Origin of the sequence: Globicatella sp. HMSC072A10 (assembly GCF_001811625.1) — a bacterium.
In the GTDB taxonomy this organism is placed as follows: Bacteria; Bacillota; Bacilli; order Lactobacillales; family Aerococcaceae; genus Globicatella; species Globicatella sanguinis.
Window position 1 is genome coordinate 12,898 of the sequence record NZ_KV805784.1, and the last position, 18,776, is coordinate 31,673.

The 18,776-nt window shown below is 36.1% G+C and carries 17 protein-coding genes and 1 pseudogene; 1 reads left to right on the top strand and 17 read right to left on the bottom strand.

All coding sequences use genetic code 11. The annotated features are described in order from the left end of the window. Positions 1 to 47 precede the first annotated feature (47 nt). The 12 genes from HMPREF2811_RS08330 to pth all read right to left on the bottom strand — a co-directional run bounded on the left by HMPREF2811_RS08330 (position 48) and on the right by pth (position 14,692). Positions 48 to 1,244 (bottom strand): hypothetical protein, encoded by a 1,197-nt coding sequence (locus tag HMPREF2811_RS08330; RefSeq protein ID WP_071408928.1) that lies wholly within the window; start codon positions 1,242 to 1,244, stop codon positions 48 to 50. Continuing rightward, positions 1,234 to 2,175, bottom strand: coding sequence for a glycosyltransferase family 2 protein (locus HMPREF2811_RS08335; RefSeq protein WP_071408929.1), 942 nt, complete (start codon positions 2,173 to 2,175; stop codon positions 1,234 to 1,236). The genes HMPREF2811_RS08330 and HMPREF2811_RS08335 overlap by 11 nt, the downstream gene beginning before the upstream one ends. Positions 2,176 to 2,442: 267 nt before the next feature. After that, positions 2,443 to 3,486 carry a tRNA dihydrouridine synthase DusB gene (gene dusB, locus HMPREF2811_RS08340; protein ID WP_066123742.1) on the bottom strand — a complete coding sequence of 348 codons (1,044 nt, stop codon included), beginning with the start codon at positions 3,484 to 3,486 and terminating at the stop codon, positions 2,443 to 2,445. 2 nt (positions 3,487 to 3,488) lie between these two features. Continuing rightward, positions 3,489 to 4,367, bottom strand: coding sequence for an Hsp33 family molecular chaperone HslO (gene hslO / locus HMPREF2811_RS08345; RefSeq protein ID WP_071408930.1), 879 nt, complete (start codon positions 4,365 to 4,367; stop codon positions 3,489 to 3,491). 264 nt (positions 4,368 to 4,631) lie between these two features. Beyond that, positions 4,632 to 6,797 (bottom strand): ATP-dependent zinc metalloprotease FtsH, encoded by a 2,166-nt coding sequence (gene ftsH, locus HMPREF2811_RS08350; protein ID WP_071408931.1) that lies wholly within the window; start codon positions 6,795 to 6,797, stop codon positions 4,632 to 4,634. Positions 6,798 to 6,863: 66 nt separating this feature from the next. Continuing rightward, positions 6,864 to 7,418, bottom strand: coding sequence for a hypoxanthine phosphoribosyltransferase (gene hpt / locus HMPREF2811_RS08355; protein ID WP_071408932.1), 555 nt, complete (start codon positions 7,416 to 7,418; stop codon positions 6,864 to 6,866). Positions 7,419 to 7,470: 52 nt separating this feature from the next. Further along, entirely contained in the window at positions 7,471 to 8,922 is a 1,452-nt protein-coding gene (gene tilS, locus HMPREF2811_RS08360) for a tRNA lysidine(34) synthetase TilS (protein WP_071408933.1), read from the bottom strand. A gap of 80 nt (positions 8,923 to 9,002) precedes the next feature. Then, positions 9,003 to 9,518 carry a S1 domain-containing RNA-binding protein gene (locus tag HMPREF2811_RS08365; RefSeq protein WP_071408934.1) on the bottom strand — a complete coding sequence of 172 codons (516 nt, stop codon included), beginning with the start codon at positions 9,516 to 9,518 and terminating at the stop codon, positions 9,003 to 9,005. Positions 9,519 to 9,581: 63 nt separating this feature from the next. Continuing rightward, positions 9,582 to 9,941, bottom strand: a complete 360-nt coding sequence (locus HMPREF2811_RS08370; RefSeq protein ID WP_071408935.1) for an FtsB family cell division protein — start codon at positions 9,939 to 9,941, stop codon at positions 9,582 to 9,584. A gap of 133 nt (positions 9,942 to 10,074) precedes the next feature. Further along, the gene (locus HMPREF2811_RS11610; RefSeq protein WP_071408936.1) at positions 10,075 to 10,365 is read right to left on the bottom strand and encodes an RNA-binding S4 domain-containing protein; all 291 of its coding nucleotides are present in this window, start codon (positions 10,363 to 10,365) and stop codon (positions 10,075 to 10,077) included. Between the two features lie 3 nt (positions 10,366 to 10,368). Further along, positions 10,369 to 13,902 carry a transcription-repair coupling factor gene (gene mfd, locus HMPREF2811_RS08380; protein ID WP_071408937.1) on the bottom strand — a complete coding sequence of 1,178 codons (3,534 nt, stop codon included), beginning with the start codon at positions 13,900 to 13,902 and terminating at the stop codon, positions 10,369 to 10,371. 220 nt (positions 13,903 to 14,122) lie between these two features. Further along, positions 14,123 to 14,692, bottom strand: coding sequence for an aminoacyl-tRNA hydrolase (pth, locus tag HMPREF2811_RS08385; protein WP_305793932.1), 570 nt, complete (start codon positions 14,690 to 14,692; stop codon positions 14,123 to 14,125). A gap of 213 nt (positions 14,693 to 14,905) precedes the next feature. On the opposite strand from pth, the gene HMPREF2811_RS08390 reads away from it, so the two are divergent. After that, positions 14,906 to 15,868: an L-lactate dehydrogenase gene (locus tag HMPREF2811_RS08390; RefSeq protein ID WP_071408939.1), complete on the top strand. Its 963-nt coding sequence runs from the start codon at positions 14,906 to 14,908 to the stop codon at positions 15,866 to 15,868. A gap of 238 nt (positions 15,869 to 16,106) precedes the next feature. Here the strand turns inward: HMPREF2811_RS08390 and HMPREF2811_RS11955 are convergent. The 5 genes and pseudogenes from HMPREF2811_RS11955 to HMPREF2811_RS08415 all read right to left on the bottom strand — a co-directional run bounded on the left by HMPREF2811_RS11955 (position 16,107) and on the right by HMPREF2811_RS08415 (position 18,527). Beyond that, positions 16,107 to 16,483: pseudogene (locus HMPREF2811_RS11955) on the bottom strand (VOC family protein). A 307-nt stretch (positions 16,484 to 16,790) separates the two neighbouring features. Further along, on the bottom strand, positions 16,791 to 17,033 hold the full coding sequence (locus HMPREF2811_RS08400) for a VOC family protein (RefSeq protein WP_071408940.1): 243 nt from the start codon (positions 17,031 to 17,033) through the stop codon (positions 16,791 to 16,793). 94 nt (positions 17,034 to 17,127) lie between these two features. Next, on the bottom strand, positions 17,128 to 17,616 hold the full coding sequence (locus tag HMPREF2811_RS08405; RefSeq protein WP_084802074.1) for a VOC family protein: 489 nt from the start codon (positions 17,614 to 17,616) through the stop codon (positions 17,128 to 17,130). Further along, positions 17,588 to 18,265: a DUF1648 domain-containing protein gene (locus tag HMPREF2811_RS08410; protein WP_071408942.1), complete on the bottom strand. Its 678-nt coding sequence runs from the start codon at positions 18,263 to 18,265 to the stop codon at positions 17,588 to 17,590. Before HMPREF2811_RS08410 ends, HMPREF2811_RS08405 begins: the two co-directional genes overlap by 29 nt. Beyond that, complete coding sequence (locus tag HMPREF2811_RS08415) at positions 18,252 to 18,527, bottom strand: autorepressor SdpR family transcription factor (RefSeq protein ID WP_371441408.1); 276 nt, start codon at positions 18,525 to 18,527, stop codon at positions 18,252 to 18,254. Before HMPREF2811_RS08415 ends, HMPREF2811_RS08410 begins: the two co-directional genes overlap by 14 nt. Positions 18,528 to 18,776 lie beyond the last annotated feature (249 nt).

The following is an 18,776-nucleotide window of genomic DNA, read 5'->3' on the forward strand; positions in this document are numbered from 1 at the left end:
TCATTCAATTTTCTACTTCTGGTCTACTCCCACTGTTAGTCTTCACGCTATTCATTTCGTTGCTTTAAATTTAGAAAGAGATAAGTATACACTGAAAACAATGTAATAATAAATAAACGATAGGTAAAATAAGCATGATGGAAATTGTGATTTTTCAAAATAAACACCCATACAAATGGCACTAAAGCAATCATCAATAATGGGGTTGTGCTTAACCAATGTTGATAACTCTTGACCCCTTTAAAAGACTGCAATAATAAAATGATAAGCCATATGACTAAAATAATCATCGCTGTTTTAGGCAATAAAATTTTCCACATATTTTTAATAATCTCGATCGCATCTAATATTTCATCCGTTTTACCGCCCGTTCTTAAAGCGATTTGATTCGCAACATTAGCAAATGAATTATCTTTTAATATCACTGATCCGATGGCCCATTTACTAGCCCAAGTTAAGCCAAAGCCCATTAGCCAGGTCCAACCTAAAATCACCGTTTCACTTAAATTATGCTTAAAATGGCGCTGATGATGTTGATTAACTAATACAAAATAAATCATCCACGGAAGCGCAAAAGTCAATAATGGGACAGTCAATAAATCGAAAAAGTTCGTCACAGAACCGATAGTGAAAAATAACAGCACCATTTTGGAGAGTCGATAACCATAGCGTTGATGGACTTCTATCACTGCCACTATTCCCAATAAACTGATAATGAAAACCGGTGTATATTGAAGTGAAAGTGGAAAAATCCAAAAATGAATTAATAATAACATCGTTATCAAGAGATACGCATAAGTACGACTAATTGCTTTTTCAACTTTAGTCATTGAAAAATAGAAAACAATAAAAACTAAGAAAATGTTTAAATAACGAATATGCTTATAACTAATAAAGATTAGCATAGGTCTTAAAACCGCAATATCACCGAGCCAATAACGTTCATAACCATTATTCCACATCGCAGCTTGGATGGCCGACAGTTCTTCTTGATTACTTAACTTGTTAAAAATTAAATTATCGGTAAAAGTATCCAGTTTGGTTCCTTTAAATTCACCCATCACACTCCAACGCTTAGTTTCATTAGCAATTGTTTCTAATGAATAGCGTAAATTCACTGCAATTTTTTCAGATGGAATCGTATAACTTAATACCATTAAACTAAAATACAACACCACTAATAAAACAAAAAGTAATAATAATTGCCAGAGTATTTGACCTAAATTAGTATGTTTATGCTTCATCTTTTAGCCCTCTTTGGCTCTTTTTATTTTTAAACTCCATTTCAAAGCGTTGTTGGAAATGATAGCATTGAACATCTAAAATAATCCCCGCTATAAAGACAATCATTGCAGCTAAGAAAAAGAATCCCGATACAAACAGTGTTGGGAATCGTTCGACCGTACCAGTTTGACGAAATTCAAACCATACTGGCAAAAATAACAAAGCAGAAATTAAACTGAGTACAAACGCAATAGCCGTAAAATAACGAAATGGACGATAATTCTTTATTAAACGACCAATCGTTTTAATCACTCTAAAACCATCTTTGTAGGTATTTAATTTTGAAACACTTCCTTCAGGACGATCACGATAAGTCACAATCACATTTTTTATTGGTAAATGCTTATCTAAAGAATGAATCGTCATTTCTGTTTCAATTTCAAATCCAGTCGATTGGATAGAAAAAGTCTTTACAAAAGCATAACTAAAAGCACGGTAACCGGTCATAATATCTCGAATATCACTATTAAACATTTGGTTAATGATTTGACGGACTAAGACATTACCAAAATTATGGAAAGGACGTTTATTTTCTTCAAAATAAGTAGAACTTAGACGATCGCCAATCACCATTTCTGCTTCTCCACTTAAAATAGCTGCGACCATCTCTGGTGCATACTCTGCAGGATAGGTATCATCTCCATCAATCATGACATAAGCCTCTGCTTCAATATCACGAAACATCGCACGAATCACATTACCTTTTCCTTGTTTCGTTACTCTACGAACGATTGCTCCAGCTTGACTGGCAATTTTAACGGTATCATCGGTTGAATTATTATCATAAACGTAAATGGTGGCTTCGGGTAAAACTGTTCTAAAATCAGCAATGACTTTTCCAATGGTTACTGCTTCATTATAGCAAGGGATTAATACTGCTATTTTATCCATTATTTTCCTCTTTTCATTTTTAAGTAGACTTATCATACTACAAAAATTATTTCATTTCACTAAAAAAAGAGAGATGAAAACGTATTTTCTTACGAAAATTGTTTACTTCTCTCTAAAATTATTAATTATATTACGCATAAGGTCTTTAAACACAGCAACAAGGTAGTATCATAGCAAAAGCCAGTAACTTTAAATCCGCGGGGGAAACACTACCGAACCACTTCGTTCCTTTTCTAAAACGAGCAGCTTCACTATCTCAATTCAATACTACTCATTCGCTGCTTCTTCACGTTTAGCTAAACGTTCTAAGCGACGTTCTGCTTGTTTTTCTTCATGCATCTCAGCTACTTCTACAAAATCTAATAATAATTTTTTCACTGTATCTGATTCTTCGGTCTCATTAATCGCTACTTTGACTTTTGATGAACGTGGAATCCCTTTTAAATAATAATGTGCTTGTGAACGGAATTCTTTAGTGGCGGTTCTATCCCCTTTTAATGCTACCAAACGATCTAAATGGTCAATCGCTGTATCGATTTTCTCACGAGCATTCATTGGTGGTAAAATTTCACCGGTTTCTAGATAGTGTACCATTTGTTTAATTACCCAAGGATTTCCTAGAGCTGCCCGACCAACCATTACTCCGTCAACACCCGTTGTTTCTAATAGATGTTTGGCTTGTTCAGGAGTTCGAACATCACCATTACCGATAAAAGGAATGGTTTTTAGCTCTTTTTTAACAGCTTTTAAAATATCCCAATTGGCTTTGCCTTCATACATTTGCACACGTGTACGGCCATGCATCGCTACCATTGAAGCGCCCGCACGTTCAGCCGCTAAGGCATTTTCAATTGCATATAAATGTTCATCATCCCAACCAGTACGCATTTTTACTGTAACAGGCTTATCGACTGCATCCACTACAGATGATACCATTTCATAAACTTTGTTAGGATCTAATAACCAACGAGCACCCGCCTCCGCTTTAATGACCTTATTAACCGGACAGCCCATATTAATATCAATGATGGCACATTCCGTATTTTCAGCCACATATTTTGCTGCTTCAACCAATGTTTCGCGATTACCACCCATAATTTGAATACTTAAAGGATATTCATTTTCAGCGATATGCAACATACTTAAGGTCTTTTCATTACGGAATTGAATCCCTTTGTCACTAATCATTTCACAGACTACTAATCCAGCTCCGAATTGTTTGACAATCGTTCTAAATGCCGAATTTGATACTCCGGCCATCGGCGCCACCACAATTGGATTATCAATTTGTATATTTCCTATTTTAAACATAACTATCCCTCAACTACTAATGCCTTTAATTCATCTTCAGTAAATTGATAATGTTCATTACAATAATGACACACTAGTTCTGCCCCATGATCTTCTTCGATCATTGCATTAATCTCATCATTACCAATCATTTTTAAACTTTTAGCAAAACGTTCTTTACTACATGGACAGTAGAACGCAACCTCATGCTTATCTAAAATTTTAGACTTATTTTCACCTACTAAAATATCTAATAATTCCTCCAATGGTTTCTTTTGATCTAGCAAATCAGAGAAGCGACCAATGGAATTAATACGCGCTTCTAAATTATCAATTGTTTCTTCAGTGGCACCTGGCATCACTTGAATCATAAAACCACCTGCTGCTGCTACTGATTCATCAGGATTAACTAAAACACTCAATCCAATGGAAGAAGGTGTTTGTTCTGAAATCGCCATATAATAAGTGAAGTCTTCTGCTAATTCACCACTGATTAATGGTACTTGACCTGAGAATGGTTCATCTGCACCCGTAATATACTTTCTAACGGTTAAGGTGCCCGGTAATCCTACCGCACCCGCTACATCCAATTTTCCTTTATCATTTAATTCTAAAGCAACATGGGGATTTTGGATATATCCGCGTACATTTCCAACGGAGTCGCCATCAGTGACGATACGTCCAGCAGGACCTTCACCTAGTACTTCCACACTGATGTGGTCTTCTCCTTTTAAGTTGGATCCTAATAAACTAGTAGCTACCAATGTTCGTCCTAAAGCCGCAGTGGATGTGTGCCATGTATCATGACGACGATGTGCTTCATCAACCGTTTCAGTAAAGTCTAATACAAACACCCGCACTTGCCCATCATAGGCAACAGCTTTTAAAATTTGATCTGTCATATTCTTTATTCCTTTCATCGAATCATTTTATTTACCATGTTATTTCTATCTCAGTTGTTAATAACCTTTCATAGTTTAACAAAAAGTTTTTTAAATTGAAAGTTCTTTGACTCAAATAGACAATTGAATGTTTACCTTTTTAATCCACTCAATCGCTCGTCATAACGCATTTCATTTTCTAAGCATAATTTAAATTAAAAGAAAAAATGGAGGCCGGGAAAATTTTAGCAATTACCCAGCCTCTTTGATACTAATTAATGATGATTATTCTTCGTCTAAATTAGTTTCGGTTGAATCTGATTCTGAAGATATTTCTTCAAATTCACCGTCTACTTCTGAATTCAGCTTGTTAGAATCGTTTGAACTCTCAGTAGCATGTGGATGATGTTTGGCTTCATCTTCAGCTAAATTAGTTTCTAAATCACGATCCGCTTTTTCTTTAGCTTCTTCAAAAGTTCTCACTTCTTCTTCTGGTTCTTCACCATTACTATAAGGTGTTGGCATTTCACCTGTTTCAAAAAGTGATTTAATTTGACGTTTATCTAAGGTTTCAACTTCTAATAATTTTTCAGCGATCACATTTAATTGTTCGCGATGTTCGTTAATAATACGATGTGCTTCTTCATGGGCTTCATTCATAATACGACGAATTTCTAAGTCGATTTCGTAAGAAATTTGCTCTGAATAATGGGCACTTTGTCCATATTGACGACCAACGAAAACAGATTCATTGCCTTCAAATTGAACCGTACCTAATTTATCTGACATTCCGTATTGGGTTACCATAGCACGGACAATGTTAGTCGCTTGTTCAAAGTCATTACTTGCGCCGGTAGATTGTGAATTAAAGACAATTTCTTCAGCCACACGTCCACCTAATAAACCAACAACTTGTTCATATAATTCTTTCTTGGTCACGATAAAGCGATCTTCTTTAGGTAACATAATCGCATAACCACCTGCTCGACCACGTGGTACAATGGTTACTTTATGAACCACTCGTGCATCACTTAAGACCATTCCGACAACCGTATGGCCGGCTTCATGATAAGCAATGGTTCTTCTTTGCGCTGCTGAAATGACACGGTCTTGTTTAGCTGGTCCAGCTACCACACGGTCTTGCGCTTCATCTAAGTCACCCATCGTAATTTCTTTACGATTGAAGCGGGCTGCAATTAAAGCGGCCTCGTTTAATAAGTTTTCTAACTCCGCTCCTGATGAACCTGGTGTTTGTTGTGCAATGACTTTTAAATCCACATCTGGTGCGAACTTCTTATTGCGGGCATGAACTTTCAGAATCGCTTCACGACCTTTTACATCTGGATTACCAACTAAAATTTGGCGGTCAAAACGTCCTGGACGTAATAAAGCCGGGTCTAACACATCTGAACGGTTCGTTGCTGCAATCACAATTACGGCTTCATTTCCCTCAAAACCATCCATCTCAACTAACAATTGGTTAAGGGTTTGTTCACGTTCATCGTGGCCACCACCCATACCAGCTCCACGTTGACGACCAACAGCATCAATCTCATCAATAAAGATAATTGCAGGTGCTGCTTTTTTTGCATTTTCAAATAAATCACGTACACGGCTCGCTCCGACCCCAACGAACATCTCAACGAATTCTGACGCTGAAATACTAAAGAATGGGACACCGGCTTCACCAGCGACGGCTTTTGCTAATAAGGTTTTACCTGTCCCTGGAGGACCTTCTAATAAGACCCCTGAAGGAATACGTGCGCCTAATTCAGCATATTTTTTAGGATTTTTTAAGAAATCCACAATCTCAACTAATTCTTGTTTTTCTTCCTCAGCACCGGCAACATCAGAGAAGCGTACTTTGACTTTCTCTTTATTTACTTCACGTGATTTGGTTTTACCAAAGTTCATCACATTACGGCCACCGCCACCGCCACTTTGTTGGAAAATCGAAAACATTAAGAAGAATGCCGGAATCATTAAAATCACAAATGGGATTATCGATATCCACATTTCTAAGTTTGATTCTGAAATCGTCTTAATTTCTGTTTCTGAGTTTTGTGCTAATTCGGTTATTTGTCTAATGGTTGAATCGTTACCCAACACTTTGGTGGTAAAACGATTCGAGGTACTCGAATTTTGTAAAACTTCAATAAAAGTATCCCGGTCAGTGGTTTGAGTTTCAGCGGTCGAATTGAATTGACCATTAATATTATAAACTCCAGCCCCTGCCTGAATTTCAAAGGACTTAATTTGTCCATCTTCTAACTTTTGTACAAATTCACTGGCGCTTATCTCATTTGATTTATTACCTGAAAATAAATCACCCGTAAATAATTGGAAAATCCCCATAAACGCTAAGAAGAGCAATAAGTAAAAGAATGGTCCTTTCATCATATTGCGATTCGGTTTTTTATTATTGGGATTATTTCGTTTTGGGTTATTCATATAATCTTTTATCCTCCGATCCGATTTAATATCTTGACTATCATACCATATTAAATTCGAAAAGTCCTATGCTTTGCTTTTAATATAGATTTCTGGCTTTAAAACCCCAATATAAGGTAAGTTACGATATTTTTGTTCGTAATCCAAGCCATATCCTACTAAAAACTCATTAGGAACTTCAATCCCTACATAGTCCGCTTTTACATCTTTAACAACACGACCTTCTGGTTTGTCAGTTAAAGCACACACTTTGACTGAGGCTGCTTTACGGTATTTTAATAAATCCATGATATAACGCAATGTACGTCCCGTATCAATAATGTCTTCTACAATTAAAATATGACGCCCTTCAACGCGAGAGTCTAAGTCTTTAATAATCTTAACTTCACCTGATGAAGAAGTTCCACCATGATAACTTGAAACATCCATAAAATCCATTTCAAGATGGCAATCCATTTCTCTAATAATATCCATCATGAATAAAGCAGCGCCACGTAAAATTCCTACAACCAGCACGTCTTTACCTTGATAATCTTCTGTTAATTGTTTACCTAATTTTTCACATGCAGCCTTGATTTCTTCTCTACTTACTACTACACGTTCAATATCTTGTTCTAACATATGAGTCTCCTTTAACCTTTCGATAACCTTCATTTTAACATAATCTTTTCTATTAGTCTTGCATTTTTCGATATAAAAACAAGTAACTTTCAGCCGCTGGATGGCGATGACGATAATTTCTTGAAGAAATATGACCGATAATGGCGATGACTTCTTCTTGTCGGTCACAAAGCAACCACATTTGATTGCGATCATTTAAGGGAATCTTATTATCTATCATATAACGACTCACTTTTTTATGAAAAATATCTCCATGTCCATCGTTTAAAGCTAAACGATCACCATCTTTACGATGGCGCACATAAAAACCTGGTAGCTGGTCGGGTTTTAAATACAAGCGTAAAGAATAGTCCATTTCCAATACTTGAGAGGTTGAAAAATAACGTTCATCAAATAATCCAATTTGTTCTTTCTCACTAATGATATGCCAGTGATTAAGATGCTTAATTTGAACACTCAATTTTTGATCAAGCTGTTTTTCTTCTTCCTTAGGTTGGATATAGATAAAATCATATTCACGTCGCACCACCCAATTTTCATTTAATTGAAAACTACTATTCGGTAGACGATCATTCATAATCACTTGATCAACTCGATCTATTGCCTCTTTCGTATAGGTTGGAATATCTTCCACTAAACGCTCTTCAAAAAAGAGGGCTAAAAACACTTTTCGTTGATTTTCTTCTAACTCAACAAAAGCTGGTACATATAAAACCCAACGCAATTTTTCTGAATACATTAATAACATTGGCTCACGTTTTAAATAATTTGCATAGTGTACCGAATAACTTGCTTGTAATTGCTCTTGAAGGGCTAACATGTTTTCTAAAAAATTAGGATTTTCTTGCTCTAATACAGGCAAAATTTGATGACGAATTCGATTGCGGAAATATTTGGTATCTTGATTAGAAGCATCTTCTACAAATTCTAAATCATGTTCTGCTGCATAATCATATAATTCGGTTTTAGTAATCGTTAATAACGGACGCATCATTTGAACGTACACCGGTCTTTGGTCAACCGTCATTAACAAACGACGATAATTGGCTTCGATCCCTCGCAATCCTTTTAACGAAGTTCCGCGTGTTAAACGCATCAGTACCGTCTCAGCTAAATCATTTAAGTGATGACCCGTTAATAAGATATCCACTGCTTCTTTTTCAATGATTTCTGCAAAAAATTGATAACGAGCATCTCTTGCCGCTGCTTCGACATTTTTAGTGGCTGGATTTTCCCAACTTTTTACATAATAAATAATTTGATGTTTTTCGGCTAATGTTTTCGCCACATTCGCATCAATATCACTTTCTTGTCGAAGGCGATGATTAAAATGAGCTAGGACTATTTTTTTAGGTTGCGCTAGTTCTTGGTTTAATTTATAAATGATATCCAATAACACGACTGAATCGACGCCACCTGAAACGGCTAGTAAGACCACTTTCGCTTGTTGCCACTCTTTCCAAGCATCGAGTTGATTTTTCACTTTGACAATCGTTTTTTCCATCTATATACACCTGTCTTTCACATAAAACAAGCACTTGCTTATAACCTGCGGTCAAAAACAAGTGCTTTATCTAAATGTTATTAGCTACGACGTCCGCCGCGGCCACCACGTTTACCTTCTGTATTACGTTTGATTGAAGTTAAACGTTCTTCACTATCTTTAAGGAAATTACTCATCAGTTGATCAAAATCGCTTGTTTGACGATTATTTTGATGATTCGTATTTTGATTTCCAAATTTATTTGGGAAATTACGATTCTCATTACTTGCGCCATCAAAATTCTTTTTAAATTTTGGTTCTGACGACTGATTGTCTGACCCTTTTCTAAAACCTTGACGTTGAGGTCTCCCTACTGTTTTATTTTCATTAGCTTGACGGATTGATAAACTAATCTTTCCATCGTTGGCGATAGTCAATACCTTTACTTCCACTTCTTGTCCTACCGAAAGAACGGAATTGATATCTTTTACGAATCCATCGGATACCTCACTAATATGAACTAATCCAGATTGATTCTCTGGCAATTCGACGAAAGCACCAAAATGTGTAATCCCGGTTACTTTCCCTGTAACTTTCTGCCCCACTTCAACTGACATAAAATGCTTTTTCCTCCTTAAAAATTGTCTTTCATAATAAGACATTGTAAAACATTAAATAAATTATTCTGGAAGGATGGTTGTTTCTTCTGAAACAGATTCCGTCTCTCCAAGGTCGAAAATAATTTCGCCTTCTTTTGAGTAATAGTAATCTCGGCGTGCGACTTGTTCTAAATATTCACTATCTTGTACTTGATTGTATTCTTGTTGCGCTTGTCGATTTTTTTCGACCGCTTGATTATGTTTTGCTTGGACTTGAGTCAATTGCTCAAGCGTCGCTTGCTTTTTACCAATGTTATTCATTAAAGATAAGCAAGCTGTCCCAATCAAAAGTAAACAAACGACAGTAAAAACGATGTTGAACTGCTTTTGGTATTTTCCTTTGATAGTTTTCTTAGATTTATTTCTATTATATTGAGCCATTGTCTCACCTCCAATACTCATACATCATGAGTATATCATTGAAAGAAAATAATTACCATAAAAGGTTATTTTTTCTTTTAAAATTTTTTTAATTATTCGTTTGAAACTTAGGATTCATGATGATGATGAAGGCTTAACTTAAAAATTCATCAATAATTGGAATTTCTTTTTCAATTCTTTCTTCAGAGATAATTTTATATAATTCGACTGCTTCATTTTTCTTCGTCGTATCACGAATATCTAAAACTTCGACCGTCATAATGCGATTACCAAAACGAATCTCTAGGGTATCACCAATCTTAACGGTTGAACTCGATTTAGCAACAGTATCATTAATCTTAATACGTCCTTGATCGGCTACTTCTTTGGCAACGGTACGTCGTTTTATCAATCGTGATACTTTTAAAAACTTATCTAATCTCATCTACTATTGCTCCTTTACTTTATTTCTTTCAGCAATGGCTTGGGTTAAGTTTTTCAAATAACCTAACCATTGATAACTTGGTGTGCCTCGAACTTGTAAGGTTACCTTCAGCTGTTCATTTTCTACCGCTACTTTAATTTTAACCGGAATGTCTTGCAATAACTCGAAAATGGTTGCTCCTTGTAATTTAAGGGTCATGCGCGGATTAAAGGTCACTTCCACTTGATCATTTTTCTGCTTAATTTGTTCAACGCCAGCTAATAACCCATAATGCTTAATTAAGGCAATCTCTAATAAATCACTCACTTCATCAGGAAATTCACCAAAACGGTCAATCAACTGATCTTGTAATTGACGATAAGCTTCTTCAGAATCCACTTGTTGAATGGATTTATAAATAGCAATTTTCTGACGTTCATCACTAATATATGAAGATGGAATATAAGCATCGATCATTAAATCCCACTCAATACTTTCTGAAGTTTCCTCTGAGACGGGTTTCTTCAAGCCACGTTTAACATCCACGGCTTCTTTTAACATTTGTGAATACATATCAAAACCGACAGAATCGATAAAGCCAGATTGTTGCTTCCCTAATAAATTACCAGCGCCACGAATCGATAAGTCACGCATTGCAATTTTAAAGCCACTCCCCAATTCAGTAAATTCTTGAATCGCTTGTAATCGTTTGGCACTAATTTCACTTAATTGTTTAAAAGGCTCATACATTAAGTAGGCATATGCAACCCGGTTCGTTCGACCCACCCGTCCTCTTAATTGATACAAGGTTGACAGTCCCATATGATCAGCCATATCGACAAATAAGGTGTTCGCATTGGGAATGTCCACACCGGTTTCAATAATCGTGGTCGTGACTAATATATCGTACGCACCATTGATAAAATCGATTAAGATGGTCTCTAATTGCACTTCTGTCATTTGACCATGCGCAACCGCAACACGAGCCTCTGGTACTAATTCTTGTAATTCTTGGGCACGTTGATCGATGGTTGCGACCCGATTATATAAATAAAAACACTGTCCACCACGGGCCATTTCACGTTCAACGGCCGATTTAATCGCTGCTTCATTTCGCTCCATCACATAGGTTTGCACAGGGAAACGATCATTTGGTGGTGTCTCAATAACCGATAAGTCACGTACACCAATCATCGACATATGCAAGGTTCTTGGTATCGGGGTTGCGGTTAAGGTTAAGACATCGACTTGAGATTTTAATTGTTTCAAGCGTTCTTTATGTTTTACCCCAAAACGTTGCTCTTCATCGACTACTAATAGCCCTAAATCGGCAAATTCAATATCTTTCGATAAAACTCTATGCGTTCCAACAACAATATCGATGTTACCTAAGGCTAATCCTGTTATCGTTTCCTTCTGTTGCTTTTGCGTAACGAAGCGACTTAAAAGGCCAATATTAACAGGAAAGTCAACGAAACGTTCAATTAAAGTATTATAATGTTGTTGCGCTAAAATCGTAGTCGGTACCAGAAAGGCCACTTGTTTACCATCCATTACGGCCTTAAAAGCCGCTCGCATCGCGACTTCGGTCTTACCATAGCCAACATCACCCACTAATAAGCGATCCATTGGCCGTTCTTTTTCCATATCGGCTTTAATTTCAGCCGTAGAACGTAATTGATCATCTGTTTCTACATAACTAAAAGCATTTTCAAACGCAGCTTGCTCTGGTGTATCGGGTTCAAATGCATAGCCTTTTTGGTTTTCACGTTTAGCATATAACTCAATTAATTCATCCGCAATGTCTTCAATTTTAGTCGCTATCTTAGCTTTCGTTTTCTGCCATTCAGCGCTCCCTAATTTATTTAACTTAGGTACTTTGGATTCTGATGCGACATATTTTTGTAATAGTTGAATTTGATCAACAGGTAATAAAATACGCGAGTTGTCTTGGTAGACGACCGACACCATATCACGATGGACGCCATTGATTTCAATGTTTTCTACCCCGGTATACTGTCCAATCCCATGATTAATATGGACGACATAATCACCAATTTCAAGCTCTGAATAGCTTTTAATGCGTTCAGCATTGGATAAAGTTTGCTTGCGCACACTGCGACGCTTAACCTGATTGAATAATTCTTTACCAGTTAACACTACCCACTTAGCAACCGGCAATTCAAACCCATTGGTTAAATTGCCTACTACGATATTGACTGCATGCGGATTAAGGGTGGCTGTATCTTGAATGACAACCGGTTGAATGTCATATTCTTCAAAACGCGCCTGTGCTTTTCTAGCTTCTTCAAGTGTAGGTAAAACGACCTGTACAATATTTTCTTGTTTCAACCAATGATCGATTTCTGTTTTAACCAATGGCATTTGGTTAAAGAATTGGTTCATACTGCGATAATGGATATGATGAATGGCTCTAAACGTTAATTTACCTAATCCACGTTGAATGACCGAACAATAAATTTTAGGCTGTTTGGCATTTTTAATTTGTTCTGTCGCTTCGACTTTAATAGAAAGACCAGGCAATAAATTCCCTTTGGTCATTTCTTGTTCAATCCAAAATAAATCTTCCTCAATCGATTGACGTTCACGATTTTGAATCCGATCTAATTCATTAATAATAAGGGTGCCATTATCAGCTAAATAATCTACAAGGGTGGTTCCCTTCGCATCACGGTATTCTAAGTAAGCCAAATGATATTGCAACGGCTCCCCATGTTGAAGACGTTCAAGAAGATCGCTCATCCCTTTCATAACTTGTTCTTGAGTCTCATCATCTTTGATTTTTTTCACTCTTTTTTCTAAATCACCCTGAATTTGAGATAAGACTGCTTGTTGCTCTTCTAAACTGAACAAAACATCTTTAACAGGTAATAATTGAATTGTCTCAGCATTGTCAATCGATTCTTGGGTTTCAGCATCAAAGAAACGGATGGAATCTAATTCTGTATCAAAGAAATCTAAGCGAACTGGATATTCATAATTTAATGGATAGAAGTCAATAATACTACCACGGATACTATATTCGCCCGGGGCTTGCACCATTGACTCACGCGTATAACCTAAGTAATTTAAACGCTTTTCAAGTTCGAATCGCTCAATATCATCTCCTAAACTTAATGTTAGTTGGGCATCTTTCCAAATAGATACCGGCGTTAATCTTTTTCTCAATGCCAAACCAGATGCGACAATCACACATGGCTTACCACTTGCTAGAGCCGTTAAGGCTTCAACGCGCATCGCTTGGTTATCAAATGAAGCCATTGAAAATTCAATCGGCATGGCTTCTTCTACCGGAAATAAATGAACCGGATAATCAGGCAATAACTGTTGTAAATCATCAACTAATTGGGTCAAATGAGTCGCAACGGGTTCAACGATTAATAATTGTCTTGGTTGTTCGTTGAATAATTGTGCCCACAAAACAGCCCGAGCGCTGTCATCAACCCCCGTTACTAATTGTTGGCTTTCCGGAGCTTGAAACTTATTCAGCTCCTGAACAACCTTTGAAAATGGTTCTTTATTTAAATAATTTATCATTAATATAATTCTCCTAACAACACACAAAGGGGAGTGGATAACAAGTAGAAAATAAGATTATTTCTGCTTCGTCTCCCACCCCCGCACCATTGAGTAGTCAATAAACAAGTCTGTATGGACGATGTTTGAAAATACTCAATCACTGCGCCAATATAAATATTTCTAGTTTGGCAAGAAGGTTCACGTCTCTCCAAGCCAATTTTGATTTAAATTTTACAGGTTATTTTTGATTGTAAATATTCATGGTTGCTGAAAAATCATCATGTTCAATCCAATGTTCGATTGCTTCAACCACTCGATCAATGGTCGCGTCAATCGTCACTCGATCTTCTGGTGAAAATGGTGCTAAAACATGATCCACAACTTTCCAACCACCTGATGGTCTACCAATTCCGACTTTGATACGGTTAAATTCTTGGCTACCTAGCATCTCAATAATACTCTTCATCCCATTATGGCCGCCCGAACTCCCATTGCGACGTAAACGAATACGCCCCAGTTCTAAATCCAAGTCATCATATATAACCAAAATATCTTCCATTCCAATACCAAAATAACTCATTAAAGGAAGAACTGCTTCTCCTGATAAGTTCATATACGTATAAGGCTTCATAAAATAAATTCGCTCACCATTATGATGCCAGCTCGTATAATCAGCTCTAAACTTTTGATCCGTCATTGATAAAGAATGTTTGTCCAAAAATCGGTCAACGACATCAAAACCAATATTATGACGTGTCCCATCATATTTATTTCCTGGGTTGCCTAATCCAATAATTAATTTCATTATGTACCACCTATTGTTAATCTGTACATTTATTATATCATAACTATTTTGAAAAGTCGTTCTATATAAATCTGTATTAGTCTAACTTGAAAACTGTTGCATTACAAATAAAGCGTTAGCATTATTTTTCTTTGATAAAATACTCTTTTTTAGCTTTAATTTTATATAATTATTTGTTATACTATAAAAAACATTATAATTTAGGAGGTTTGCTAAATGTCACAAAAATCATCAAAAAGCAAAATTATCTTAGTTGGAGATGGCGCTGTTGGTTCAAGTTTTGCATTTGCAACTGTTACACAAAATATTGGTCGTGAGTTAGGTATTATCGATATTAACACAGAGAAAACAGAAGGGGATGCCTTAGACTTATCAAGTGCATTAGCATTTACCTCGCCTAAAAAAATCTATGCCGCATCATACGCTGACTGCCACGATGCAGATATCGTCGTAATCACTGCTGGTGCTGCTCAAAAACCTGGTGAAACACGTTTAGACTTAGTACACAAAAACTTAAAAATCTTCAAAGGTATTATCGGTGAAATCGTTGCATCTGGTTTCGATGGCATCTTCTTAATCGCTTCAAACCCAGTTGATGTTTTAACTTATGCAACTTGGAAATTCAGTGGTTTCCCTAAAGAACGCGTTATTGGATCAGGTACTTCATTAGATACAGCACGTTTCCGTCAACGTATTGCTGACTTAGTTAGCGTTGATGCGCGTAACGTTCACGGTTATATCTTAGGTGAGCACGGTGATACAGAATTCCCTGTTTGGTCACACGCTAACATCGGTGGATTACAAATCGCTGACTGGGTTAAAATTCACCCAGAAGTTGATGAAGAAGAATTAGTTAACATCTTCTTTAAAGTACGTGATGCAGCCTATGAAATTATCGCTAAAAAAGGTGCAACTTACTATGGTATCGCTGTTGCCTTAGCAAGTATTTGTAAAGCTATCTTAGATGATAATAAAGCGGTCTTCCCATTATCAGTATATTTAGATGGCGAATATGGTCAAAAAGATATCTTTATTGGAGCTCCAGCCGTGATTGGTCGTCAAGGTATCGAGACCGTTATCGAAATCCCATTAAATGATGCTGAAACTGAAAAAATGAATTTATCAGCTACTACATTGAAAAATGTCATCGATGAAGGTTTTGCTTTATTAGAACAATAAGATAAATAATGAACACCACTCGTTTTCAAATGAGTGGTCTTTTTGTTTTATTTGCAGAAAATTGAAGCGGCCAAAATCTACTGCGTAAGAGTTTTAACACGTATCTCTGTCAGTTTCATCAGTTTGTAAGATGCAACGCAAAAAATCTACTTCATAATAATTTTTAATTGAATTGTAACAAGATAAAGTATATTGCGCACACTACTCTCTTCTTTCCTACACACAATTCTTTGATTAATTACTTCACTTCACGTATGGCAAAATAGATTCCTTTGTGATTGGCAAAATTGAATACTTTAAAGAATCCTAAATCCATTGGTTGATTCGCCTGGATACCATTAGCGATGAAATGTTGGTAAGTACCTTCCAAATCATCGGTGGTAAATAAAATACTTGGTGTCCCTAAATTCATTCTTGGATTCATCTTTGCTACTTCCGCTTTATCATGTAAGACAAATTGCACTTCACTATCTAATTTAGGGACAATAAATAGAAAGTTTGTGGTCCCTGAACTTGTTTTTCAATGCGTTCAAACCCTACTTGATCATGTCAAAACTCAGTAGCTTTTTCAATATCCTCAACATATAACATAACTTGTCCAATTGAATTAATCATAATTTGTCCTCTATTCTGCATTGGTGTATTCTAAACTCAATATAGCACAAGTTATAACGAGATCGATCACGTTTATGCTTTATTATATATAAAAATCGGTTACCTGATATAGAGAGAACAAAAATAATTTATTGACTAATATATTTGGTACCACGACCATTTCCTTTTTTAATTACATAGTCGTTTTCCATTAAAATTCTGCTATTGTAATAAAAACCCCACGTGAAATCAAACGATAATTTTTGCGTTTGGTTTTGCGTGGGTTAATTCGTATGTATTTATTTTTGGTTTGGCAGCACTACAACAATTAGTCTTTTGCATTTTCAAATGCCGCTTGCATTGCAGCTAAATCTAATTTTTTCATTTTTAATACGGCTTGATTTACAGCTTTAATACCTTCGAGGTTATCTGATTGATATAATGTCATTAACCAGCTTGGTACTACTTGCCAAGAAACCTCAAATTGGTCTTTACACCAGCCACATTGAGCAACTGCTGGTACGTGGTTTAACGCCTCCCAATAGGTATCCACTTCTTCTTGTGTGTCCACAGTACGCCATTAATGAGACGGCTTCAGAAAACGCCTTGTCTCCAGTATAACCATGGTCCATCGCAATAATGGCAGTATTCTCCATCACAATTTTTCAATAATTAATTTTGGCACGGTTATCATGTGCTTCCCCTGGTTGATATTCATTAACATTCAAAACTGGTGTATTAAATAATTGTCCATAATATTCAAGAGCTGGTTTGGCTAAGCCAGCTAATTTGTGTGCAAATAATAAGCAATATTCTAACTTATATAGTTGGCTTAGTGAGTCATCGGTAAATAATTGCCAGGTCATGCCATATTTATCTTTTACCCAAGCATAATGTGGATTAAATGGATATTCACCTAATGGCATCATCACTTGCCCATCTTCTAGAAATGCTTCCGTTAAGCGACTAACCTCTTCTTTAGAGTCACAACTCAACATGAAGGAGATGCTTTCGTCTAATTGAAAATAGGGACCTCCTGAAACGGCAGCTATTGTTTTACCTGCAATTTCAAATTCTAATAAATCACAATCTCCTGATGGTGTGTCGGTGATGGTATAAAGCCAATTAATACTTTTTAGCCAACCAATATGAATAAATACTCACACCAATCGCAAAGCTTAAAATCGTCACTAAAATAACAATTGGCATCCATTGAGCTTTTATAAAAAATGATGAAATGATTAATATCAATCCTGCAATGACAGAAACATAACCGCTGGCCATTTGTGTACGGCGCCATGTTTCTTCATTCTTCTTACTCCAAGGTGTTCTAAAACCAATATTGATCCAGCTATTTTTATTCAATTTGGCTTTAGGTGAAAGATTACCAATAAAGATTAATAAAGAGCCTAATATAATACCTGTAAATCTGCCTAAAGGTACGAGAACATCATTTAAATCGGTAATGCCATTCACAGTCGTATAGAGGATATAGCCAAACATTAAATTTAACAAAATTAAGGTCGCATAAGTCACTTTAACTGATAATTTTTGATTGTTGGTTCCTGTTTGCTCTTTCGAACCTAATTTTTTGGTAATGTTTTGCATCGCCAACCCTATTACCACTAGCAATGCTGGAAATAGAAAGATTTCTTTTTTACTTCCCCAACGATCGACTTGATTATTCATCCCATAGTGCATGGGAATTTTTTCAGGTAAATTAGGATAAAAAATGATCGCTAATAATAGTGGCGTAATCATTAAGATACCTAGTATTATTTTATTGGTTTTATTTAGTTTCATGATGATTTCCTCCCATCAATTGATTCATCCACATAATCGCATCATCTAATACCGATAAATTCAGCTCATAATAAATGAAATTTTTATATTTCGTTTCATAGATTAAATCCGCCTCTTTTAATTTTTTCAAATGGTAGGATAAGGCTTGCGGTGTCATTTCTAAATTTTCAGCAATCTCGCCTGAACTAATTTTTCCTTTACGTAACAACATTAAAATATTACGTCGTGTTTCGTCGGCCAATGCTGACAAGATTTGATTCACACCCAACACCATCACACCTTTCTATTTCAAATTTTATTTAAATAGATTATACTTCTATTCTCTCTCCAATACAATAGTTATTTAAAAATATTTTTAAATAGAATTCATTTTTCTAAATATCTGACGTGGATGGGAGTAGACCAGAAGTAGAAAATCGAATGATTTTCCTTCGTCGGCCTACCCCCGCACAGTTGAGTAGGCCTCAAACAAGCCGTTAAGACGCAGTTTGAGACCACTCAACCACTGCGC

Coding starts and splice junctions, on each gene's coding strand:
- HMPREF2811_RS08330 (WP_071408928.1), bottom strand. CDS start 1,244: ATGAAGCATAAACATACTAATTTAGGTCAAATACTCTGGCAATTATTA.
- HMPREF2811_RS08335 (WP_071408929.1), bottom strand. CDS start 2,175: ATGGATAAAATAGCAGTATTAATCCCTTGCTATAATGAAGCAGTAACC.
- dusB (WP_066123742.1), bottom strand. CDS start 3,486: ATGTTTAAAATAGGAAATATACAAATTGATAATCCAATTGTGGTGGCG.
- hslO (WP_071408930.1), bottom strand. CDS start 4,367: ATGACAGATCAAATTTTAAAAGCTGTTGCCTATGATGGGCAAGTGCGG.
- ftsH (WP_071408931.1), bottom strand. CDS start 6,797: ATGAATAACCCAAAACGAAATAATCCCAATAATAAAAAACCGAATCGC.
- hpt (WP_071408932.1), bottom strand. CDS start 7,418: ATGTTAGAACAAGATATTGAACGTGTAGTAGTAAGTAGAGAAGAAATC.
- tilS (WP_071408933.1), bottom strand. CDS start 8,922: ATGGAAAAAACGATTGTCAAAGTGAAAAATCAACTCGATGCTTGGAAA.
- HMPREF2811_RS08365 (WP_071408934.1), bottom strand. CDS start 9,518: ATGTCAGTTGAAGTGGGGCAGAAAGTTACAGGGAAAGTAACCGGGATT.
- HMPREF2811_RS08370 (WP_071408935.1), bottom strand. CDS start 9,941: ATGGCTCAATATAATAGAAATAAATCTAAGAAAACTATCAAAGGAAAA.
- HMPREF2811_RS11610 (WP_071408936.1), bottom strand. CDS start 10,365: ATGAGATTAGATAAGTTTTTAAAAGTATCACGATTGATAAAACGACGT.
- mfd (WP_071408937.1), bottom strand. CDS start 13,902: ATGATAAATTATTTAAATAAAGAACCATTTTCAAAGGTTGTTCAGGAG.
- HMPREF2811_RS08390 (WP_071408939.1), top strand. CDS start 14,906: ATGTCACAAAAATCATCAAAAAGCAAAATTATCTTAGTTGGAGATGGC.
- HMPREF2811_RS08410 (WP_071408942.1), bottom strand. CDS start 18,265: ATGAAACTAAATAAAACCAATAAAATAATACTAGGTATCTTAATGATT.